At 68.1% G+C, this 20,900-nt stretch carries 18 protein-coding genes; 5 read left to right on the top strand and 13 right to left on the bottom strand.

Annotation, left to right across the window (positions count from 1 at the left end):
* Positions 1-11: 11 nt before the first annotated feature.
* The 7 genes from mdoH to ASC92_RS00350 form a co-directional block, all read right to left on the bottom strand.
* A complete protein-coding gene (mdoH, locus tag ASC92_RS00320) occupies positions 12-2,018 on the bottom strand; it encodes a glucans biosynthesis glucosyltransferase MdoH (protein WP_056509010.1) in 2,007 nt (668 codons plus the stop codon).
* A gap of 5 nt (positions 2,019-2,023) precedes the next feature.
* Entirely contained in the window at positions 2,024-2,227 is a 204-nt protein-coding gene (locus ASC92_RS00325; protein WP_056509013.1) for a hypothetical protein, read from the bottom strand.
* Positions 2,228-2,420: 193 nt separating this feature from the next.
* Positions 2,421-3,809, bottom strand: a complete 1,389-nt coding sequence (locus ASC92_RS00330) for a sigma 54-interacting transcriptional regulator (protein ID WP_056509015.1) — start codon at positions 3,807-3,809, stop codon at positions 2,421-2,423.
* Positions 3,810-3,870: 61 nt separating this feature from the next.
* Entirely contained in the window at positions 3,871-4,497 is a 627-nt protein-coding gene (locus ASC92_RS00335; RefSeq protein ID WP_235505684.1) for a hypothetical protein, read from the bottom strand.
* 100 nt (positions 4,498-4,597) lie between these two features.
* The gene (locus tag ASC92_RS00340; protein ID WP_056509021.1) at positions 4,598-6,025 is read right to left on the bottom strand and encodes a sensor histidine kinase; all 1,428 of its coding nucleotides are present in this window, start codon (positions 6,023-6,025) and stop codon (positions 4,598-4,600) included.
* Positions 6,025-7,386, bottom strand: a complete 1,362-nt coding sequence (miaB, locus tag ASC92_RS00345; protein ID WP_056509025.1) for a tRNA (N6-isopentenyl adenosine(37)-C2)-methylthiotransferase MiaB — start codon at positions 7,384-7,386, stop codon at positions 6,025-6,027. The genes ASC92_RS00340 and miaB overlap by 1 nt, the downstream gene beginning before the upstream one ends.
* Before the next feature lie 81 nt (positions 7,387-7,467).
* On the bottom strand, positions 7,468-7,926 hold the full coding sequence (locus ASC92_RS00350; RefSeq protein ID WP_056509028.1) for a hypothetical protein: 459 nt from the start codon (positions 7,924-7,926) through the stop codon (positions 7,468-7,470).
* A 254-nt stretch (positions 7,927-8,180) separates the two neighbouring features.
* Here ASC92_RS00350 and ASC92_RS00355 point away from each other — a divergent pair, with 254 nt between their 5' ends.
* Complete coding sequence (locus tag ASC92_RS00355; RefSeq protein WP_056511687.1) at positions 8,181-9,347, top strand: efflux RND transporter periplasmic adaptor subunit; 1,167 nt, start codon at positions 8,181-8,183, stop codon at positions 9,345-9,347.
* Positions 9,344-12,514, top strand: coding sequence for an efflux RND transporter permease subunit (locus ASC92_RS00360; RefSeq protein ID WP_056509031.1), 3,171 nt, complete (start codon positions 9,344-9,346; stop codon positions 12,512-12,514). Before ASC92_RS00355 ends, ASC92_RS00360 begins: the two co-directional genes overlap by 4 nt.
* A gap of 36 nt (positions 12,515-12,550) precedes the next feature.
* Here ASC92_RS00360 and norR read toward each other — a convergent pair whose 3' ends face one another.
* Positions 12,551-14,113, bottom strand: a complete 1,563-nt coding sequence (gene norR, locus ASC92_RS00365; protein ID WP_235505627.1) for a nitric oxide reductase transcriptional regulator NorR — start codon at positions 14,111-14,113, stop codon at positions 12,551-12,553.
* Between the two features lie 161 nt (positions 14,114-14,274).
* On the opposite strand from norR, the gene hmpA reads away from it, so the two are divergent.
* Positions 14,275-15,471, top strand: a complete 1,197-nt coding sequence (gene hmpA / locus ASC92_RS00370) for an NO-inducible flavohemoprotein (RefSeq protein WP_056509037.1) — start codon at positions 14,275-14,277, stop codon at positions 15,469-15,471.
* A 7-nt stretch (positions 15,472-15,478) separates the two neighbouring features.
* Here hmpA and ASC92_RS00375 read toward each other — a convergent pair whose 3' ends face one another.
* The 4 genes from ASC92_RS00375 to ASC92_RS00390 are packed head-to-tail and all read right to left on the bottom strand — an operon-like array spanning position 15,479 to position 18,296.
* A complete protein-coding gene (locus ASC92_RS00375; protein WP_056509040.1) occupies positions 15,479-16,123 on the bottom strand; it encodes a histidine phosphatase family protein in 645 nt (214 codons plus the stop codon).
* Between the two features lie 25 nt (positions 16,124-16,148).
* Positions 16,149-17,081 (bottom strand): tRNA 2-thiocytidine(32) synthetase TtcA, encoded by a 933-nt coding sequence (ttcA, locus tag ASC92_RS00380; protein ID WP_056509042.1) that lies wholly within the window; start codon positions 17,079-17,081, stop codon positions 16,149-16,151.
* A 43-nt stretch (positions 17,082-17,124) separates the two neighbouring features.
* Positions 17,125-17,505, bottom strand: coding sequence for a dihydroneopterin aldolase (locus tag ASC92_RS00385; protein WP_007831468.1), 381 nt, complete (start codon positions 17,503-17,505; stop codon positions 17,125-17,127).
* An 8-nt stretch (positions 17,506-17,513) separates the two neighbouring features.
* Positions 17,514-18,296 (bottom strand): SDR family oxidoreductase, encoded by a 783-nt coding sequence (locus tag ASC92_RS00390; RefSeq protein ID WP_056509047.1) that lies wholly within the window; start codon positions 18,294-18,296, stop codon positions 17,514-17,516.
* 23 nt (positions 18,297-18,319) lie between these two features.
* Here ASC92_RS00390 and ASC92_RS00395 point away from each other — a divergent pair, with 23 nt between their 5' ends.
* Together ASC92_RS00395 and ASC92_RS00400 are read left to right on the top strand one after the other, a co-directional pair.
* Positions 18,320-19,435, top strand: coding sequence for a class I SAM-dependent methyltransferase (locus tag ASC92_RS00395; protein WP_056509050.1), 1,116 nt, complete (start codon positions 18,320-18,322; stop codon positions 19,433-19,435).
* A gap of 94 nt (positions 19,436-19,529) precedes the next feature.
* Entirely contained in the window at positions 19,530-20,420 is an 891-nt protein-coding gene (locus tag ASC92_RS00400; RefSeq protein ID WP_056509052.1) for a TauD/TfdA dioxygenase family protein, read from the top strand.
* A gap of 28 nt (positions 20,421-20,448) precedes the next feature.
* Here the strand turns inward: ASC92_RS00400 and ASC92_RS00405 are convergent, their stop codons facing one another.
* The gene (locus tag ASC92_RS00405) at positions 20,449-20,841 is read right to left on the bottom strand and encodes a DUF5329 family protein (RefSeq protein WP_056509057.1); all 393 of its coding nucleotides are present in this window, start codon (positions 20,839-20,841) and stop codon (positions 20,449-20,451) included.
* Positions 20,842-20,900 lie beyond the last annotated feature (59 nt).

Below are 20,900 nucleotides of genomic sequence, written 5' to 3' on the forward strand. Positions count from 1 at the left end.
TCTTCAGCGCATCAGGCGGTTGCCAGCGCAGCAGGCCGCGCGAGGCGAACCGCATGCATCCACGCACGGCGCAGCACGGCCGGTGAACGCGATTCCTCGGGAATCAGCAGGAAGCCGCGGTCGCGCAGCGTGGTGCCCAGCGCGATCTGGCTGGTCAGCACGGTCAGCGGAATCGCCAGCAGCAGCGGCAGGCCGACGGGCATGAGCCAGATCAGCGCGCTCGGGTCGATCATCGCGACGCCGACGGCCAGCATGGCGATCACCAGCGTCATCGGGGCCAACTGCGTGGCAGCAATCTTCCAGGGCACGGCGTTGGCTTCGCGCGGGGGCGACTTCCAGTCGAGCTTGATGCCGGTGAGGGCGACCAGCACGAACAGCGAGTGGGCCAGCATGCGGACCGGGGCCTGCACGATGGCAAGACCGCTTTCCATCATGGAACTCTTCACCAGGCCCCACACACCGCCGTACTGGCGTTGCTCGCCGCGCATCAGCACGGCAGCGATGCCCAGCACGCGCGGCAGGAACAGCAGGCACAGGGTCCAGACCCACAGGCCGGCCAGTTCGGCGGGCAGCACGTTCCAGCTCGACACGAGGCTCGAGCCGCTCAGCCACAGGGCGGTGCCCAGCGTCAGGAAAGCCAGCCACAGCGGGGCGGAGACGTAGGCCATGGTGCCGGTCACGAACATCGCGCGGTGTACCGGATGGATGCCGGGCTCGGCCATCAGGCGGGCGTTCTGCAGGTTGCCCTGGCACCAGCGGCGGTCGCGCTGGAGTTCGGCCAGCAGGTCCGGGGGTTGCTGCTCGTAGCTGCCGACCAGGTCGGACACCAGCCACACGTTGTAGCCGGCACGGCGCATCAGCGCGGCTTCGACGAAGTCATGCGACATGATGCCGCCCGACATGCCGCCGGTGCCCTTGATCGGGGCCAGCGCGCAGTGCTTCATGAAGGGTTCGACGCGGATGATCGCGTTGTGGCCCCAGTAGTGCGATTCGCCCAGTTGCCAGAACTGCATGCCCAGCGTGAACAGGCGGCCCGTCACGCGGGAAGCGAATTGCTGTGCGCGGGCATGCAGCGTGACGTGGCCGATGGCCTGCGTCGCGGTCTGGATGATGCCGGCGGTGGGATTGGCTTCCATCAGCTTGACCATCGAGGTCAGGCAGTCGCCGCTCATCACCGAGTCGGCGTCGAGCACGACCATGTAGCGGTAGTCCTTGCCCCAGCGGCGGCAGAAGTCGGCCACGTTGCCGGCCTTGCGGTGCGTGCGGCGGGTGCGCAGGCGGTAGTACACCTCAACCTGCGGCTGGTTCGGGCTCTCGGCCAGGGCGGCGCGAAGGTCTTCCCAGGCGGCGCGCTCGGCGGCGGCGGTCTCGGGGTTGTAGCTGTCGGACAGCACGAACACGTCGAACTGCTTCGCGTGGCCGGTGGAGGCGACCGATTCGCAGGTGGCGCGCAAGCCGGCGAACACCGTGGCAACGTCTTCGTTGCAGATCGGCATGATGATCGCAGTGCGTGCCTCGGGGTTCATCGGGTGGTTGACGACCTGCTTGGCCGACAGCGCGTGCTTGTCACCGCGCACGGAGACATAGAAGCCCATGAGCGCGGTCACGAAGCCGGTCACGACCCAGCCCGAGAGCAGGCCGTACAGGCCGATCTGGCCGTATTCGAGCCAGACGTTGTTGTAGTCGGGTTGCACGCCGGCGAACAGCGTCGAGGCGATCACGGTGCTCAGCACTGTGAGCAGCATGAACGCGTTGCGGCGCTGGGCCGCGGCGCGCTGCCACGGTTGGCGGGCTTCGGCCGGGCCGGCGCTTTCGCGCTTGCCGCCAGCACCGAGCTTGACCAGCAGGGCGGTGCCGATGCTGTTCCAGAAACCGCGCCAAGGGCGGGGCGTCATCGAACCGCGATTGACCGGCGGGGCGGTGACCGAATTGGGATGGCGTTCTTCGCGGACCGCGCTGCGGTGCGAAAAATCGGTGTCGGCCAGCACGTTCAGTTGGGAGAAGTCGTTCGGCTTCATGCGGTTTACCAACGTTGCTTGTCGAGGGAAGGGGTGTCGCCAATGGCAGGAAAGCGCTTGATCACGCAATCCGGCTCGGCGCCGCCGGCGCTTGCGAGCGCGGCGAGCGAATGGCCCGCGGCACGGGGCCGCGAGGAGGAAAACTGCTTTTGACGCAGGCCGTCGCGCTGCTGGCGCAGTGCGAAAGATGGGCTGGTTAGTGCTGTCATGCCAGTACAGGGGCAAACCCTGTGCCAGCCTGGAAAAACGCTTTCAGATCAACGACTTGGGCCGATTCGAAGGTGTTTTTCGCGGGAGGAGGCCGCCGGAAGGCCTCCAAACCTCTATTTTTGTCGCCGAATCCCGACAAGCCTCTTGGGCTGGTAGGGATAGGCCATATAAATCAACGACTTAGGGGCGTCGCTACTCGGCGACAGGTTCCCCACCAGGAGCGACAGCGTCGGCCTTGAAGTGACCCGGCGTGAGTTCGTGCTTTTGCAAGAGCCGGTAGAACTCCGTGCGGTTGCGATCGGCCAGGCGCGCCGCATCGGCCACGTTGCCGTCGGTCAGTTTCAGCAGGCCGACGAGGTAATCGCGCTCGAAACGCTGCTTGGCCTCCGCATAGGTCTGCACTTCGACCGTCGGCACGCGCAACGCGCGCTGCACCAGCGCCAGGGGAATCAGCGGCGAGCTCGACAGCGCGCAGACCTGCTCGACCACGTTGAACAGCTGGCGCACGTTGCCCGGCCAGGCGGCCGTGGTCAGCGCCTTCAGCGCCTCGGGCGCGAAGCCCGACAGCCGCTTGCCGTACTTGGTCGACAGGCGCTGCAGGAAGTGGTTGGCCAGCAGCGGAATGTCTTCGCGCCGCGCCGACAGCGGCGGCAGCGTGAGCGTCACCACGTTCAGGCGGTAGTACAGGTCTTCGCGGAACTGGCCCGCTTCCATTGCGGCGTCGAGGTCGCGGTGGGTGGCCGAGACGATGCGCACGTCGACCTGGATCGACTGGCTCGCGCCCAGCGGCCGCACTGCGCGCTCCTGCAGCACGCGCAGCAGCTTGACCTGCAGCGCGGGCGGCATGTCCCCGATTTCGTCGAGCAGCAGCGTGCCGCCGTCGGCCTGCTGGAACAGGCCCTTGTGGTTGGCATGGGCGTCGGTGAAGGCTCCCTTCATGTGGCCGAACAGCTCCGACTCAAGCAGCGCTTCCGGAATGGCGCCGCAGTTGACCGCCACGAAGGGCTTGTCGGCGCGCGCGCTGGCCTTGTGAATGGCGCGCGCCAGCATTTCCTTGCCCGCGCCCGAGTCGCCGCGCAGCAGCACCGAGGCGTCCGACTTGGCGACCATGCGTGCCTCGGCCAGCAGCTCGGCCATGCGGTTGCTGCGGCTCACGATCTCGGAGCGCCAGCTGTCGTCGCCGGCCTTGCTCGGCGTGGTGGCGGGCGCGCCGAGCGCCAGCGCCTGCGCGATCTTGTCGAGCAGCTCACGGCCGTCATAAGGCTTGGTGAGGTAGGTGAACACGCCGCGCGCCGTGGCCTCGACCGCGTCGGGAATGGTGCCGTGCGCGGTGAGCAGGATCACCGGCAGCGAGGGATGGCGTTTGCGGATTTCGTCGAACAGCTGGAGGCCGTCGCGCCCGGGCAGGCGCACGTCGCTGAGCACGAGCTGCGGATGCTCGATCTCGAGCTGCGTGAGCGCGGTCTCGGCCGAGGTCACGGCCGTGACCTGGTAGCCCGCCGAGCTCAGCCGCATCGAGAGCAGCCGCAGCATGTCCGGGTCGTCGTCGACCACGAGGAGGCGGGCGCCGGTGGTGCTCATAGAAAAACCTCCGTGCTTCGCACCGCGGTGCGAGCTTGCCTGGAGCGGACCGGCGCTGCGCTCATGGGTTTGGTTTGCTTCCGCTTGGCGGTGCCGCCGGCGCGACGGGCGCCGGTGTGGCGTTGGGCCGCGCGAAGCTGCGCTCGATGGCGCGCAGGGCTTCGATGCGGTCGTTCAGCTGGTCGATGCGGCGCTGGCTGTCGCGCAGCTGCTGCGACTGCTTGTCGCGATCGTCCTCGACGCGGCGCTGCTCGATGTAGCGCGCGGCCAGGGCGCGTGCCAGCGGATGCAGGGCCTGCGCCTCGGGCGCGGGGTTGGCGATCACGCGCTGCAGCAGGCCCAGCGCACGCGCCAGGTCGGCCGGCACGCGGGTCTGCGAGAGCAGCAGCGCCAGCTGCATCTGCGTGGTGGGCGTATCGCCGGGGTCGCCGATGCGCGAGATTTCCGCGCTCAGGTCGGCGCCGTTCAGCGGGCGCACCTTGTCGGCGTACGACAGCATGGCCGCCTGCGGCCCCTGCGTCATCAACGTGAAGAGCGAGGAGGCGGGCTGCGTGGCCGGCGCCTTCGGCTCAGCCTCCACTGGCATCACGCGCGGCGCGACCGGGGGCGGCGGCAGCGCATCGGCCTCCGCGGACGGCTTGGGCTGCGTGGCGCAGGCGGCCAGCAGCAGGACGAAAGGCACGGCCATCGCCCCGGCGAAGGAGGAACGGCGGACGAACGAAAAAAACATGGGTCGAAGAAAGGACGCGAGGCGTTCGGACAGTATTTGGAGAGGGGTGCGGGGGAGGTCAGGCCGTGCGCGGCAGTTCGATGCGAAAGCGAGCACCGGGTCCGCCGGGCTGCAGGGTGATGCGACCCCCGTGGGCTGCAATGTACTCCTGCACGATGGAAAGTCCGATGCCCGTGCCTTTCACCGTGTGCTCGGGCTGGCGCTCGCCGCGGAAGAAGGGTTCGAAGATCCGGTCGCGGTCGCCCTCGGCGATGCCCGGCCCGGCGTCGTTCACGTCGATGTGGACCGCCTCGGGCGTCCCCGACACCGCCAGGGTGATGACACCGCCCGTTACCGAAAAGCGAATGGCGTTGCTCAACAGGTTGGCGATCGCGGTGCCGAGCTTGGTGCGGTCGACCGTGATCGCGACGGGGTCGCCCTCGGCCCGCACGCGCAGGCCATGCGACTGCCACTGCAGGCGCTGGGCCTCGATCTGTTCCTCGATCAGCGGCAGCAGCTCGGTGCGTTCGCGGCGCAGTTCGCGCGCCTCGAAGGCGGCGGCGTTGAAGCGCAGCAGCGCCTCGATCTGGCCCTGCAGCGACACGGTGTTCTGCTGCAGGATCTGCGCAACTTCGAGCTGCGCCGGGTTCAGCGGACCGGTCACGCCGTCTTCGAGCAGCGAGACGCCCTCGCGCAACGCGGCCAGCGGCGTCTTCAGCTCGTGCGACACGTGGCGCAGGAAGCGCGCCTTGTCGGCATCGAGCTCGGTCAGGCGCAGCCGCAGCCATTCGAGCTGCTGCGACACGCGCCGGACGTCGGCCGGGCCGCGGATGTCGATGGGCTCGTCGAGCCGGTTCTGCCCGAGACCGACGATGGCGTGCTCCAGCCGCTTGAACGGCCGCGCCAGCCAGATGCCGAAGGCCAGCGCCAGCGACACGGCCAGCACGCTGGCGGCCACCACTTCGCGCATCAGCCGGCGGCGCGCGTTCTCGATGCGCCTGGCCAGCGCGTCGTTCTGCGTTTCGATCAGGAACTGCGCCTGCTGCGCGAGGTTGGTGTTGAGCGCGTCGAGTTCGCGGAACTGCATCGCCATCGTGCTTTCGCGGGCCAGGGCGCTGTCGGCGTTGCCGCTCATCAGGCCCTCGATCACGCCGAGCTGGGCGCGCCACATCTCGGTGCCCGCGGGGGCCAGGCCGTTTTTCTCCAGGCGCTCCAGCACCTGATGCGCCTCGCGCGCCGCGTCATCGAAGCGGCGGCGCAGCACTGCGTCGTTGAGCACCAGCGACTGGCGCCCCGCGCGCTCCATGGCCGCGCTGCGTTCGGCCAGCGACTGGGCCGCGCCCGACAGGCGCAGCGCGCGCGCGGCCGCGTCGCGGCTCTGTGTCATCAGTGCGTCGTACTGCAGCACCGAGCGCAGCGCCACGCCGACCAGCAGCGCGGTGATCAGCAGGAAGGCAAACAGCAGGAGCTGCTGGAACGAGCCCCGGATGGACGGTCGCTTCGCCATCAGTGGGCGAGCACCGGCATCGACGATTCGCTCGTCACGACCTCGCCGCGCAGCGTGTAGGCCAGCGAGCGCGTGATGCGAAGGTCGGCCATTTGGCCGACGAGGCGCCCGGACAGATGAGGTGGGCCTTCGAAGTTGACGACGCGGTTGCAGGCGGTGCGGCCCATGAGTTCGTTCGCGTCCTTGCGCGAGGCGCCTTCCACCAGCACGCGCTGCGTGGTGCCGACCAGCGCCTGGCCGAACCGCTTCACGTTGACGTCGATCACGGCCTGCAGCGTGTGCAACCGCGCGAGCTTCACTTCATACGGCGTGTCGTCCTGCAGCGCGGCGGCGGGCGTGCCGGGGCGCGGACTGAAGATGAAGCTGAAGCTGGCGTCGAACCGGCAGTCGTCGATCAGCTTCATCATCTTGTTGAAGTCGTCGTCCGTCTCGCCGGGGAAGCCGACGATGAAGTCGCTGCTCAGGGCAAGCTCGGGGCGGATGGCGCGCAGCTTGCGCACCGTGCTCTTGTATTCCATGGCGGTGTAGCCGCGCTTCATCGCCATCAGGATGCGGTCGCTGCCGTGCTGCACCGGCAGGTGCAGGTGGCTCACGAGCTGCGGCACCTTGGCATAGGCCTCGATCAGCCGGGGCGTGAACTCGTTCGGGTGGCTCGTGGTGTAGCGGATGCGCTCGATGCCGGGGATCTCGGCGACGTATTCGATCAGCAGCGCGAAGTCGGCGATCTCGGCGGTGTCGCCCATCTTGCCGCGGTAGGCGTTCACGTTCTGGCCCAGCAGCGTGATCTCGCGCACGCCCTGCTCGGCCAGCCCGGCGATCTCGACCAGCACGTCGTCGAGCGGGCGGTTCACCTCCTCGCCGCGGGTGTAGGGCACCACGCAGTAGCTGCAGTACTTGGAGCAGCCTTCCATGATCGACACGAAGGCCGTCGCGCCTTCGACGCGCGCGGGCGGCAAGTGGTCGAACTTCTCGATCTCGGGGAAGCTGATGTCCACCTGCGGGCGGTTCAGGCGCTCGCGGTCGTTGAGCATCTCGGGCAGGCGGTGCAGTGTCTGCGGGCCGAACACGATGTCGACGTACGGCGCACGCGCAATGATGGCCTCGCCCTCCTGGCTCGCCACGCAGCCGCCCACGCCGATCTTCACGCCCCTGGCCTTCAGGTGCTTCACGCGGCCGAGGTCGGAGAACACCTTTTCCTGTGCCTTCTCGCGCACAGAGCAGGTGTTGAACAGGATGAGGTCGGCCTCGTCCACGTTCTGCGTGGGCTCGTAGCCCTGCGCGGCATTGAGCACGTCGGCCATCTTGTCCGAGTCGTACTCGTTCATCTGGCAGCCGAAGGTCTTGATGAATACTTTTTTCATGGGGAGCTCTCTCTCATGCCCTCCGCAACAACGGGGAGGGCTGGGCAGCGGGCAGCGCATGGGCCGCGCCGCCGTCTTTGCCTACTGCGTGTTGACGGTGTCGTTCGAGGTGAACGGCCAGATGTTCAGGAACGGCTTGTTCAGCGATTCGCGCGGGGCCGAGGCTTCGTCGGCCGTGAGGATCCAGACCTCGCGCAGCAGGCCGGCGGCATCGCGCGTGTAGTTGACCAGGTACTTCTGGCCCGTGATGGCGCCGGGCATGACCAGCATGTTCTGCGGGCTTCGGATGCGCGCGCCGGCCCCCAGCCGATCGGCATGGCCGTCGAGGTCGACGTCGGGCGCGTTGAGGACCGTGAACTTGCCGCGCAGGGTGCCGATGGGGAAATTGCGGCCGCCAACGAGCGATTCGTTCTGGGTCTGCGGCCGGGGCACTTCGTCCTGGGCGCTGGCGCTGAGCGGGAAAAGGCCTGCCGCAGCAATGGCTGCTGTGCAAAGCGCTATGAAGGTGAGAGCATTCGTGGGTGTCTTGCAGCGGTTCATGGGGTTTATCCAGAGGCTGTGGAGCGGCGATTTTAGCGAGGGGGTGCGGTTCCCCGGCGCCGGCCACAGCAGGTAGTGTGGGGCTTTCGGTTGACTGGCTTTACATTTCTTTACGGGGGCCGCGAACACCGGGAGTCGGCCGCTGATCCAATAGTCGGAGTCAGCCCAAAGTGCACAAAGAACCCATGAAGAAAAATGTCGCCGTCGCCCTTGCGGGCGTGTTGATCGTAGCCGTCGCGGGCGGGTGGTGGAGCATGTCCGGGGACAAATCTGCCGGCAAGGACGCGAAGGCTCCGGCCGCGGGCAGCAACAGCGGCGGCGCGCCCGCGCTCGTGACCCTGGCCACCGCGCAGAAGCAGGACGTGCCGGTGACGGTGCAGGTCAACGGCAGCGTGGTGTCTCTCAACAGCGTCGACCTGCGTCCGCAGGTGACGAACACGGTGAGCGCGGTGCATGTCAAGGAAGGCCAGTTCGTCAAGGCCGGCCAGTTGCTCTTCACGCTCGACGACCGCAACGACCAGGCCAACCTCGCCCGCGCCCGCGCGCAGCAGCAGAAGGACGAGGCCACCATGGCCGACCTGGAGCGCCAGTACAAGCGCAGCCAGGACCTCGTGGCGCAGAACTTCATCGCGAAGAGCGCTGCCGATGCCACGCTCTCGCAGCTCCAGGCGCAGCGCGCCGCCGTGGCGGCCGACCGCGCGGCCGTGCAGTCGGCGCAGGTGGCGCTGGGTTATGCCACGCTGCGCGCGCCCATCGCCGGGCGCATCGGCGCCGTCAACATCTACCCGGGCACGCTGGTGCAGCCGACGCTGTCGCTCGTCACCATCACGCAGCTCGACCCGATCGCCGTGAGCTTCCCGGTGCCCGAAGGCAACCTGCAGGATTTGCTCGAAGCCGCGCGCTCGCACGCCAAGGTCGAGGCCGTCGTCACCGGCGGCAAGGCGCCGCTGAGCGGCACGCTCGACTTCGTCGACAACACCGTCGACCCGCAGATCGGCACGGTGCGCGCCAAGGCCGTGTTCGCGAATGCCGACCAGAGTCTGTGGCCCGGCCAGTTCGTCGGCACGCGCATCACGGTGCGCATGCTCAACGGCGCCACGGTGGTGCCGGCCGCGGCGCTGATGATGCTGTCCGACGGCACTTCGCTCTATGTGGTCGACGAGGGCAAGACCGCCACGCGCCGCAAGGTGAAGACGCTGCACACCTTCGGCACCGATGTGGCAGTGAGCGGCGTGGAGCCGGGCGAGCAGGTGGTGATCGAGGGCAGCCAGAATGTGCGCCCTGGTGGCAAGGTTCGTGTCGATGCCAAGGCGCCGGGTGCGTCTGGCGCACCCGGCAACGGCACCACCGGCGTCACGCCGGGCAGCGCCGCTTCTTCCGGCGGTGCCGACATCAAGCCGCCGCAGCGGGAACGCGCATGAACATATCGGAGCTTTGCATCCGCCGTCCGGCGATGACGGTGCTGCTGTCCGCGGCGGCCGTGGTCGTCGGCATCTTCGCGTACTTCAGCATCCCCGTCGCCGCACTGCCCAGCTACAACACGCCGGTCATCAACGTCAATGCGCAATTGCCGGGCGCGAGCCCGGACACCATGGCAAGTTCGGTGGCGCTGCCGCTCGAAAAGCAGTTCTCGACCATCCCGGGCCTGCAGACCATCAGCTCGGTGAACACGCAGGGCGTGTCTTCGATCACCCTCGAATTCGTGAGCAGCCGCGACATCGACGCCGCCGCGGTCGACGTGCAGGCCGCGCTGCTGCGCGCCCAGCGCCAGCTGCCGCAAGAACTGACGCAGCTGCCCTCGTACCGCAAGGTGAACCCGGCCGACGCGCCGGTGCTGTTCATCGCGCTGATCTCGCCGTCGATGAACCCGTCGGAGCTCAACGACTACGCCGAGAACCTGATCTCGCCCACGCTGTCGACCATCGATGGCGTGGCGCAGGTGGGCGTGTACGGCCGCAAGGCTTTCGCGGTGCGCATCAAGGCCAATGCCGACCTGCTCAACGCGCGCAACATCACGCTCGACGAACTCGCCAAGGCCGTGAACTCGGCCAACGCCAACACGCCGGTCGGCGTGCTCGACGGCCCGCGCCAGACGCTCACCATCCAGGCCAACCGCCAGCTCATGAAGGCGGCCGACTTCGCCAAGCTGATCGTCGGCCAGCGCAACGGCGCGCCGGTGCGGCTCGACGAGGTGGCCACTATCGAGGACAGCTTCGAGTCGGTGAAGACCGCGAGCAGCTTCAACGGGCAGGACTCGATTTCGCTCGCCGTGCAGCGCCAGCCCAATGCCAACACCGTGCAGGTGGTGGACGCGGTGCGCGCGCTTGTTCCGCGCTTCAAGGCGGAACTGCCGCAGTCGGTCGACATCCAGGTGGTGAACGACCGCTCGATCTCGATCCGCGAGGCGGTGCACGACGTGCAACTCACGCTGTTGGGCACCATCGCGCTGGTGGTGCTGGTGATCTTCCTGTTCCTGCACCGGCTGGTGGCCACGTTGATTCCGGCCGCGACCATCCCTATTTCGCTGATCGGTGCGGTGGCGTTGCTCTACGCCTTCGGCTACAGCCTCGACAACATCTCGCTGCTCGGCATCACGCTGGCCGTGGGGCTGGTGGTCGACGACGCCATCGTGGTGCTCGAGAACATCATGCGCTACGTCGAGAAGGGCATGGACCCGTTCGCGGCGGCGCTGCGCGGCGCGCGCGAGGTGGGCTTCACCATCGTGTCGATCTCCATCTCGCTGGTGGCGGTGTTCATCCCGATCTTCTTCATGCCGGGCGTGATCGGCCTGCTGTTCCACGAGTTCGCGGTGGTGGTGGCGCTGGCGGTGCTGGTGTCGGCCGTGGTGTCGCTCACGCTGGTGCCGATGCTCGCGAGCCGGCTGCTCAAGCAGGTGCCGCGCCGTGCGGGCGCGCTCGATCACGAAGAAGAGCATCCCGAGCCGGGCACGGCCATCGGCCGAGCCTTCGAGCGCGGCTACCGCGCGGTGCACGCAACCTACATGCGCTCGCTCGGCTGGACGCTGGTGCACCGCAAGGTGATGCTGGCGATCGCAGGGCTGACCTTCGTCGTCACGGGCTGGCTGTTCGCGACCATCCCGAAGGGCTTCTTCCCCGAGGAAGACATCGGCCAGATCCAGATCACGACCGAGGCCGCCGAGGACATTTCATTCAACGCCATGAAGGCGCTGCAGGACCGCGTGGCCGCCACCCTCAAGGATGACCCGAGCGTCAACTACGTGAGCTCCTTCGTCGGCGTGGGCGGCCCCACGGCCACGCAGAACTCCGGCCGGCTGTTCGCGGTGCTCAAGCCGCGCAGCGAGCGCCCGCCGATGGCGAAGGTGCTCGAATCGCTGCGCCAGCGCTTCCGCGAGATCCCGGGCATTGCCGTCTACATGCAGCCGGTGCAGAACCTGCGCCTGGGCGGGCGCCAGAGCAAGGCGCGCTTCCAGTACACGCTGCAGAGCGTGAACGCGGGCGAGATGGTGCCGTGGTCCACCAAGCTCATGGAACGCATGCGCGCCGACCCGGCTTTCCGCGACGTGACCAGCGACTCGCAGAACCGCGGCCTGCAGGCCACGCTCGACATCGACCGCGACAAGGCCGGCGTGCTCGGCGTGGCCGTGGGCGACCTGCGCACCGCGCTCTACAACGCCTACGGCGACCGCCAGATCGGCAGCATCTACGGCACGAGCAACACCTACCAGGTGATCCTTTCGGCGGCCGACAACGACCGCCAGTTCGAGGAAGACGTGTCGCGCCTGTCGGTGCGCAGCACCACCGGCCGGCTGGTGCCGCTGTCGGCCTTCTCGACCGTCAAGCGCACCGTGGGGCCAACCGCGGTCAACCACCAGGGCCAGCTGCAGGCGGTGACGGTGTCGTTCAACCTCGCGCCCGACGTGCCGCTGGGCAACGCAACCGCGAAGATCGACCGGTTCAAGGAAGAGCTGAAGATGCCGCCCTCGATCATCACCACCTACGGCGGCGATGCGGCGGTGTTCCAGAGCTCGCAGTCCAGCCAGGCCGTGCTGCTGGTGCTGGCGGTGCTCGTGATCTACGTGCTGCTCGGCGTGCTGTACGAGAGCTACATCCATCCGATCACGATCCTGGCCGGGCTGCCTTCGGCGGCGGTGGGCGCGCTGATTTCGCTGAAGCTCTTCGGCTTCGACCTGACGCTGATCGCGACCATCGGCATCCTGCTGCTGATCGGCATCGTGAAGAAGAACGCGATCATGATGATCGACTTCGCGCTCGACGCGCAGCGCACCGAGGGCCTGCAGCCGGTGGACGCGATCCGCGAAGCCTGCCGCCTGCGCTTCCGGCCCATCCTGATGACCACGCTGGCCGCGCTGATGGGCGCGCTGCCGCTCGCGCTGGGCCTGGGCGCCGGCGCCGAGTTGCGCCAGCCGCTGGGCGTGGCAGTGGTGGGCGGGCTGATCTTCTCGCAGGTGATCACGCTGTACATCACGCCGGCGATTTATCTGGCGCTGGACCGCTACAGCGGCACGGGGCCGATGGTGGATCTGCCGGACGAGGCGAAAGCCGAGGCCGGCAGATCCACCGGCGGCCACGCGGCCTCGCACGTCTGACGGACGTACCGGCGCGGCATTCGCCCGCCGCGCATTTCAACCGGGCTGCTGCTGCGGGCGGATGCCGAACTTGCGCAGCAGACGGTGAAAGTTGCTGCGATCCATCCCGGCCTGCCCCGCCGCCTGGCTGATGTTGCCGGCATGACGGGCCAGGCAGGCAGCCAACCAGTCGCGCTGGAAGGCCTCGGTGGCGTCCCGCAGCGTGGTCGCCGTGGCGTCGTTCCCGGCCGAGGCCGAAGCGGGCACGCCGTAAGCGGCCGGCGCGGTGTCTGGCGGCAGGGCCGGGGCGATCATTTCCTCCAGCAGCAGGTGCCGGGGCTCGATGGCCACCCAGCGCCCGGCGCGCCCGTGCTCGCGGTATGCGCGCAGGGCGGCGCGGCTGATCGCGTGCTCGAGTTCCCGCACATTGCCGGGCCAGGGGTGCGCCAGCAGCGCGGCCCGCGCGCCGGGCGAAAGCCGCAGGTTGCGTGCACCCAGGCGGTGCTGGTTCTCCTCCAGGAAGCCGCCGGCCAGCGCGAGCACGTCGCGGCCCCGCGCGCGCAGCGGCGGCACCACCAGCGGGTAGACCGACAGCCGGTGGTACAGGTCGGCGCGGAAGCGCCCCTGCGCGATGGCGGCGGGCAGGTCGCGGTTGGTGGCGGCGATCACGCGAACGTCGACCCGCAGCGTGCGGTCGCTGCCGGGACGCTGCAGCTCGCCGCCCTGCAGCACGCGCAGCAGCTTGGCCTGCACGGTGAGCGGCAGCTCGCCCACCTCGTCGAGGAACAGCGTGCCCCCGTCGGCCAGCTCGAACTTGCCGGTGCGGTCCTGAATGGCGCCGGTGAAGGCGCCCTTGCGGTGGCCGAAGAGCTCGCTGTCGGCCAGCGTCTCGGGCAGGGCCGCGCAGTTCACCTGCACCAGCGGCTGCGCCTCGCGGCGCGAGCGCGCATGCAGGCGCTGCGCCACGAGGTCCTTGCCCACGCCGGTCTCGCCGAGCAGCAGCACGGTGAGGTCGGAGGCGCCCACGGTGTCAATCTCGCGGCGCAGCTGCTGCATGGCCGCGCTGGTGCCCAGCAGCTCGCGCGTGGCGACGCGGCTGGACTGCCAGGCCTGCGCGAGCGCCTGCTCCTGCGCGGCGCGCCGGGCCATGTCGCGGATGGTCTGTGCCGCGTCGATGCCCGACTCGACCAGCCGCACCAGCGCCTCCATCCGCGCTGGGCCGACTGCGTCAAAAGCTGAGGCTTCGAGCGCGTCGAGCGTGAGCAGGCCCCAGAGTTCGCCGCGCAGGCGCAGCGGCGCGCCCATGCAGTCGTGCACCGGAAGGATCTCGGGCTGGCCCGACACCAGCCCGTCGTACGGGTCGGGCAGCTCACAGTCGGGCGGAAAGCGCAGCCCGGCCGGACTGTCGAGCAGGCGTGCGAAGCGCGGGTGCGCGGCCACGGTGAAGCGGCGCCCCAATGTCTCGTCGCTGAGGCCGTCGACCGCGACGGCGGAGAGCGCGCCGTCTTCCAGCCGCAGCAGCGCGGCCGCGTCGCAGCGCACGAACTCGCGCACGGCCTTCAGCAGGGCACTGAAGCGTTCGGCCTCGCTGGGGAGTTCCGGGCCAGTGGATGTGGTCATTTCTGCACTCATGGGTGTCCATTTGACAACGAGTTTTTGTTGTCGCTTTGACCATGCTCAAGAAAATGGCTTGAAAAACAAGGGCTTGCGCACGTGCGGCAGCTGGCACGTTTCATGACTGGGAAAGAGCTCACATCCTTACTTTCAATATCTCATCCGCCATGTTCACCGACCGCACCATTTCTCTCGTCAAGGCCACCGTTCCCCTGCTGCAGACCCAGGGGGAGGCGATCACCACCCACTTCTACCGGCTCATGCTCACGAACCATCCCGAGGTGAAGGCCTTCTTCAACGAAGCGCACCAGGCCAGCGGCACGCAGGCGCGCGCGCTCGCGGGGGCGGTGCTGGCCTTCGCGGCGCACATCGACCGGCTGGAGGCGTTGTCCGGCGCGCTGCCGCGGATCATCCAGAAGCACGCCGCGCTCGGTGTGCTGCCGGAGCACTACCCGATCGTCGGCCGCTGCCTGCTGCAGGCCATCCGCGAGGTGCTGGGCGAGGTGGCAACGGACGACATCATTGCCGCGTGGGGCGAGGCTTACCAGGCGCTGGCCGGCATGCTGATCGCCGCCGAAGAAGAGGTCTACCGCGCCAACGAGCAGCAGCCGGGCGGCTGGCGCGGCGCGCGCCGGTTCCGTGTCGCGCGCCGCGAGGCCGAAAGCGAACTCATCCTCTCGCTGTACCTGGAACCCGAGGACGGCGGCCCGCTGCTCGGGTTCACGCCCGGCCAGTACCTCACGCTGGTGCTGAACGTCGACGGCGAGACGGTGCGGCGCAACTACTCCCTGTCGGACGCGCCCGGCAAGCCCTGGTACCGCATCAGCGTCAAGCAGGAGCAGGGCGGGCGGGTGTCGAACTGGCTCCATGCGCAGGCCCCGGTCGGCACGGTGCTCGAGGTGCTGCCGCCCTGCGGCGACTTCGTGCTGAAGCCCGCACCCGCGCAAGCACAGGGCCGGCCGCTGGTGCTGGTGACGGGCGGCGTGGGCATCACGCCCGCAATGAGCATGCTCGAAGCCGCGGCGCCCACGGGGCGGCCGATCCGTTTCATTCATGCCGCGCGCCATGGCGGCGTGCATGCCTTCCGCGCGCGCGTCGATGCGCTGGCGGCCGCCCATGCCAACGTGGAAGCGCTGTACGTGTACGACACCCCGCGCGATGCGGACCGCCCGCACGCGACCGGCTTCGTGACGAAGGAACTGCTCGCGCAGGCACTGCCGGCAGACCGCGACGTGGACTTCTACTTTCTCGGGCCGAAGCCCTTCATGCAGGCCATGTACGCGAACGGCCTGACGCTGGGCGTGCCGGCGCAGCAGATCCACTACGAGTTCTTCGGACCGCTGGAAGAACTGCGCGCAGCCTGAGCACGCCTCAGCTCGTGGTTTCGTCGAGCGGGGTGTCCGTGGCAAGGTGGGCGGTGTCGCTCCAGCCCACGAGGCTGAAGCCCTCGGGCGTCCACAGCATGCGGTTGATGGCGGCGTTGCCGAGCTGCCAGGTGCGCGGCGCCTGCAGTTCCTGGCGGGTGGCGGCGCGGTAGAGCACGTCCATCACGCCGCCGTGCGCGACCAGCACGACCAACTCGCCCGGATGGCGCGCCGCCAGCTCGGCAGCCACGCCCGTCACGCGGTCGCGGAACATCAGCAGGCTTTCGCCGCCCTCGGGCTCGAATTCGGGATCGCGCTCGCGCCAGAGCCTGGCCTGCACGGGCAGCGTGGCCTCGATCTCGGCAAAGCTCAGACCCTCGAAATGTCCGAAGGCCCGTTCGCGCAGGCGCGGTTCGGGTTGCACGGCCAGGCCATGGGGCCTGGCGATTTCCTCGGCGGTCTGCCATGCGCGCGAGAGGTCGCTGGCATAGACGACGCCGATGGGCTCGTCGGCCAGCGCACTACCGGCGCGTTGTGCCTGCCAGAGGCCCGTGGCATTGAGCCCGATGTCGAGCTGGCCCTGGATGCGCGTGTCGACGTTCCAGGCGGTCTCGCCGTGGCGAACGGCGATCAGGCGGGTGGCTTCTTGCATCCGTGGGAATTCCCTGGGGTGCCGTTCAGCCCTGGACGATGCGCAGGGCCGAGGGTGCCTGGGAGAGCAGGTCGAAAGAGGGCGTATCGAAGGCCTTGTCGCCATCGTCGTCCGCCACGCCCGTCGCCTTCAGACCCTTGAAGTCATGCTGCGTTCCATCGAGCAGGTGCGAAGGCACCACGTTCTGCAGCGCGGTGAACATGTTCTCCACCCGGCCGGGGTACTTCTTGTCCCACTCGCGCAGCATCTCGCCGACCTGCTTGCGCTGCAGGTTTTCCTGGCTGCCGCACAGGGTGCAGGGAATGATCGGGAACTCGCGGTGCTGCGCCCAGCGCACGGTGTCCTTCTCGGCCACGTAGGCCAGCGGACGGATCACGACGTGCTTGCCGTCGTCGCTCACCAGCTTGGGCGGCATGCTCTTCAACTTGCCGGCGAAGAACATGTTGAGGAAGAAGGTCTGCAGCATGTCGTCGCGATGGTGGCCCAGCGCGACCTTGGTGGCGCCCAGCTCGTCGGCCACGCGGTACAGGATGCCGCGGCGCAGCCGGCTGCACAGTCCGCAGGTGGTCTTGCCCTCTGGAATGACGCGCTTGACGATGCTGTAGGTGTCCTGGTTCTCGATGTGGAAGTCCACGCCCAGGTCGCTCAAATACTTGGGCAACACCTCTTCGGGAAAGCCGGGCTGCTTCTGGTCGAGATTGACCGCAACGATGTCGAAGTGAATCGGCGCGCGCGCCTTCAGCTTGAGCAGGATGTCGAGCAGCGCATAGCTGTCTTTGCCGCCCGAGACGCACACCATGACCTTGTCGCCCTCTTCGATCATGTTGTAGTCGACGATGGCTTTGCCGACTTCGCGGCACAGGCGCTTTTCGAGCTTGTGCGTTTCGCGCTCGATCTTCAGGGAATTGGCGGTGGTGTCGGCGGCGGCGGGCGCCTCGTCGATCCAGACGGCGTTCATGGGCAGCAATGTCTTGGGGGGAAAGGGGGGATTTTGCCCCGGATCACCATTCCCCGGCTTCCATGCGGATCGCCACCTCGCAATCGTCGAAGATTTCGAGCTTGGCGATCTTCACGCGCACGCCCAGCACGCCGGGCAGCTGCAGCAGGCGCTGCACCAGCTTGCCGATCAGGCTTTCGAGCAGGTTGACGTGCTCGGCGGTGCACTCCTCGATGATGATGCGGCGCACCTTGCGGTAGTCGAGCACGTGGAAGATGTCGTCGTCCTGCGGCAGCAGCGGCTGCGGGCCGAGGCTGAGCTCGGCATCGACCAGGATCGGCTGCGGCGCCGTCTTTTCCTGCTCGAGGATACCCAGGTTGGCGTCGAAGCGCAGGCCCTGGAGGGTGAGTGTCTGGCGGCCTTGCACGGGCATGGGAATGGACATGGTGGTGCTCACATGAGCGAGAAATCGCGCTCGAATTTCATCAGGTGCTGGCCGCCGTCCACCAGCAGCGTGGTGCCGGTGATCGAGCGGTTCTCCAGCGCGAACTTCACCGTGGCGACCACGTCGTCCGGGGTGGAGGAGCGGCCCAGCGGCGACAGCTTGTGCAGCTGCGCGAACCTGTCGTCGTCCAGCATGTGGCTCGCCAGCGTGAGGCCGGGCGCCACGCCCACCACGCGCACGCGCGGTGCAAGCGCCAGCGCCAGCATCGGCGTGGCGGCTTCGAGCGCGGCCTTGGAGAGGGTGTAGCTCAGGAAGTCGGGGTTCGGGTTCCAGAGCTTCTGGTCGAGCAGGTGGACCACCGCGCCTTGCGCGTCGCGGGCCGCCAGGTGCTCGTGCAGGGCATGCGCCAGCAGGATCGCCGCGCCGGTGTTGCTGCGCGCATGGCGTTCCATGAGTGCGTAGCTGAAGGTGGCGGCCTCGTCGTGCTCGAACAGCGCGGCGCTGTGGACCACGGCATCGACGCCGCGAAAGCGCGCGACCACGCGGGGCAGCAGGGCGCGCGTGGCCTGTTCGTCCTCGAGGTCGGTCGCGAAGAGCGCCGAATCGCCCGAGAGCGCGGCGCAGTCGGCCACCGTCTGCTCGGCCTCGGTGCGCGAATTGCGGTAGTGCACCGCCACCTGCCAGCCGCCCGCGGCAAGTGCCAGCGCGATCTCGCGGCCCAGCCTGCGGCCCGCGCCCGTGACGAGGACGGTGCGGCGGGAAGCGGAGGAGGGGGGCGCGGCGGGGCTCATGCGAGGAGGGGGAGAATGGCGCTGTGACGACAAAGACGACCCCCAGCAGTTTACCCACCGCCCTCGACCACCTCATCGCGCGCTCCGTCGAGCGCGCGGGCGGATGGATCGGGTTCGACCGCTTCATGGCGCTCGCGCTGTACGCGCCGGGCCTGGGCTATTACGCCAACACCTCGGCCAAGTTCGGCCACATGCCCTCGTCGGGCAGCGACTTCGTGACGGGGCCCGAGTTGACGCCGATGTTCGGGCAGACCCTGGCGGCGCAGGTGGCCGAGGCGCTGGAGAAGACGGGCACTGACATGGTGTGGGAATTCGGCGCAGGCTCGGGTGCGCTCGCGGTCCAGCTGCTGCATGCGCTCGACGAGATGGGGCGCAGCGATGTGCGCTACCGCATCGTCGACCTGTCGGGCACGCTGCGCGAGCGGCAGCAGCAGGCGCTGGTGCGCTATGCGGACCGCGTCGAATGGCTCAACGAGCTGCCCGATTCGATGGAAGGCGTGGTGGTCGGCAACGAGGTGCTCGATGCGATGCCCGTGCAACTGCTGGCGCGTGTGGGTGGGCAGTGGTTCGAGCGGGGCGTGGTGCGCAATGCGCAGGGCGACGGGTGGGCCTGGGCCGACCGCGCCACCGAACTGCGGCCACCGGTCGACGTGCCCGGCGAGCACGACTACCTGACCGAGATCCACCCGCAGGCGCGGGCCTTCATCGCCACGCTGGCCGACCGGCTCGGCAAGGGCGCGGCCTTTCTCATCGACTACGGTTTTCCCGAGGCGGAGTACTACCACCCGCAGCGCCACATGGGCACCGTGATGTGCCACCGCGCGCACCAGGCCGATGGCGATCCGTTGTCCGACGTGGGCTACAAGGACATCACCGCGCATGTCGACTTCACCGGCATCGCGCTGGCGGGGCAGGATGCGGGGCTCCACGTGCTGGGCTACACGAGCCAGGCGCGCTTTCTGCTGAACTGCGGGCTGCTGGCGAAGATGGAACAGCGCACTACCGCAGAACGTGCCATGGCGGCGCGGCTGATCCATGAACACGAGATGGGCGAGCTGTTCAAGGTGGTCGGCTTCGTGGTCGGCGAGCCGTGGGACGCGATGGGCTTTGCCGAGGGCGACCGCAGCCACACGCTGTAATTACGGCTCCAACAGGGGCATTGAAGGCACCGGCGCATAAGCTAGCAACGAAGAGTTCGTTGGGGAACGGCGCCCCGGCCCCTACATTGGCGGCATGACCGCCGTTCCCACCAGCGAGGCCAACGCTGCCGCACAGCACTTCGAAGTGCGCCCCTTCGACGCCCCGGTCGGCGCCGAAATCATCGGCCTCGACATCTCGAAACCCATCACCACCAAAGACTTCATACGCATCCACCGCGCCCACCTCGACCACCACGTCGTGGTGTTCCGCAACCAGCAGATCACCCCGCAGGAGCACATCGATTTCAGCCGCCGCTTCGGCCCGCTCGAAATCCACGTGTTGCACCAGTTCCAGCTGAAGAACCACCCCGAGATCCTCATCGTCTCCAACATCAAGGAAAACGGCGAGCCCATCGGCCTCGGCGATGCGGGCGTCTACTGGCACTCCGACCTCTCGTACAAGCCCAAGCCCAGCCTCGGTTCCCTGCTGCACGCGCAAGAGCTGCCTAGCGAGGGCGGCGACACGCTGTTCGCCAACCAGCACCTCGCATGGGAATCGCTGAGCCCCGGGCTGCAGCAGCGCATCCTGCCGTTGAAGGCGGAGCACAGCTACCTCGCCAAGTACGAAGAGTTGCGTGCGAAGAATCCCTGGCGGCCCAAGCTCTCGCAGGCGCAGATCGACCAAGTCGCGCCCGCCGTGCAGCCCGTGGTGCGCACGCACCCGGAAACGGGCCGCAAGGCGCTGTTCGTCAGCGAGCATTTCACGACGCGCATCGTCGATCTGCCGCAGGACGAAAGCGATGCCTTGCTCGCCGAGCTGTTCGCGCACAGCGTGAAACTCGAGTTCGTCTATCGCCACAAATGGGCGCCGCACGACCTCGTGTTCTGGGACAACCGCTCGCTGATGCACCTCGCAGCAGGTACGCCCGACCACCTGCGCCGCAGGCTCAACCGCACCACCATCGTCGGTGACGCGCCTTTCTGATTTCTCTTGCGGACCGACTTCAAGGCGCTCAGCCGCTGGTCTTCTTCGCGGCCTGCCGCAGCGCGCGCAGCTCGCCGTTGAGAAACTCGTTGGCGTCGCGCACCACGCCATCGGTCAGCTTCACCTTGTAGGCCTGCCCCGTCATCTCCGAGCGCGAGGCGCAGCGCTCGATGAAGTCTTCGGCCGTCACCAGTTCCTTTTTGAAGTAGTCGTACTTCGCCTGCATGTGCTTGGCGGCGTCGGCGGCGTTGTATTCGTTGCCGTTGCGCATGAAGACCATCGCCGACATCTTCGAGACGCGCTGGATCAGGTTGTCGATCAGCTTTTCCTCCGTGGCGGAAGGGGTGGCGTGGGCCAGCAGGGCCGAAGCGCCGAGCAGGAGGGCGAGCAGCGCGGCGCGCAGGAATCTGGGTGAAGTCATTTGTCGTGTTCCCTGGCAATTTCCGGGCCATGCTAGGGCTGGCGCCACTGCCGTGTCAA

The organism is Variovorax sp. Root411 (assembly GCF_001425205.1).
Lineage (GTDB): Bacteria > Pseudomonadota > Gammaproteobacteria > Burkholderiales > Burkholderiaceae_C > Variovorax.

Bases quoted from the DNA above. Each gene is read 5' to 3' on its own strand.
- norR (WP_235505627.1), bottom strand. From the start codon at position 14,113: ATGACCACATCCACTGGCCCGGAACTCCCCAGCGAGGCCGAACGCTTC.
- ASC92_RS00390 (WP_056509047.1), bottom strand. From the start codon at position 18,296: ATGAGCCCCGCCGCGCCCCCCTCCTCCGCTTCCCGCCGCACCGTCCTC.
- ASC92_RS00335 (WP_235505684.1), bottom strand. From the start codon at position 4,497: ATGGCCGTGCCTTTCGTCCTGCTGCTGGCCGCCTGCGCCACGCAGCCC.
- ASC92_RS00325 (WP_056509013.1), bottom strand. From the start codon at position 2,227: ATGACAGCACTAACCAGCCCATCTTTCGCACTGCGCCAGCAGCGCGAC.
- ASC92_RS00400 (WP_056509052.1), top strand. From the start codon at position 19,530: ATGACCGCCGTTCCCACCAGCGAGGCCAACGCTGCCGCACAGCACTTC.
- ASC92_RS00375 (WP_056509040.1), bottom strand. From the start codon at position 16,123: ATGCAAGAAGCCACCCGCCTGATCGCCGTTCGCCACGGCGAGACCGCC.
- ASC92_RS00385 (WP_007831468.1), bottom strand. From the start codon at position 17,505: ATGTCCATTCCCATGCCCGTGCAAGGCCGCCAGACACTCACCCTCCAG.
- ASC92_RS00340 (WP_056509021.1), bottom strand. From the start codon at position 6,025: ATGGCGAAGCGACCGTCCATCCGGGGCTCGTTCCAGCAGCTCCTGCTG.
- ASC92_RS00330 (WP_056509015.1), bottom strand. From the start codon at position 3,809: ATGAGCACCACCGGCGCCCGCCTCCTCGTGGTCGACGACGACCCGGAC.
- miaB (WP_056509025.1), bottom strand. From the start codon at position 7,386: ATGAAAAAAGTATTCATCAAGACCTTCGGCTGCCAGATGAACGAGTAC.
- ASC92_RS00355 (WP_056511687.1), top strand. From the start codon at position 8,181: ATGTCCGGGGACAAATCTGCCGGCAAGGACGCGAAGGCTCCGGCCGCG.
- ttcA (WP_056509042.1), bottom strand. From the start codon at position 17,081: ATGAACGCCGTCTGGATCGACGAGGCGCCCGCCGCCGCCGACACCACC.
- ASC92_RS00360 (WP_056509031.1), top strand. From the start codon at position 9,344: ATGAACATATCGGAGCTTTGCATCCGCCGTCCGGCGATGACGGTGCTG.
- ASC92_RS00350 (WP_056509028.1), bottom strand. From the start codon at position 7,926: ATGAACCGCTGCAAGACACCCACGAATGCTCTCACCTTCATAGCGCTT.
- mdoH (WP_056509010.1), bottom strand. From the start codon at position 2,018: ATGAAGCCGAACGACTTCTCCCAACTGAACGTGCTGGCCGACACCGAT.
- hmpA (WP_056509037.1), top strand. From the start codon at position 14,275: ATGTTCACCGACCGCACCATTTCTCTCGTCAAGGCCACCGTTCCCCTG.
- ASC92_RS00405 (WP_056509057.1), bottom strand. From the start codon at position 20,841: ATGACTTCACCCAGATTCCTGCGCGCCGCGCTGCTCGCCCTCCTGCTC.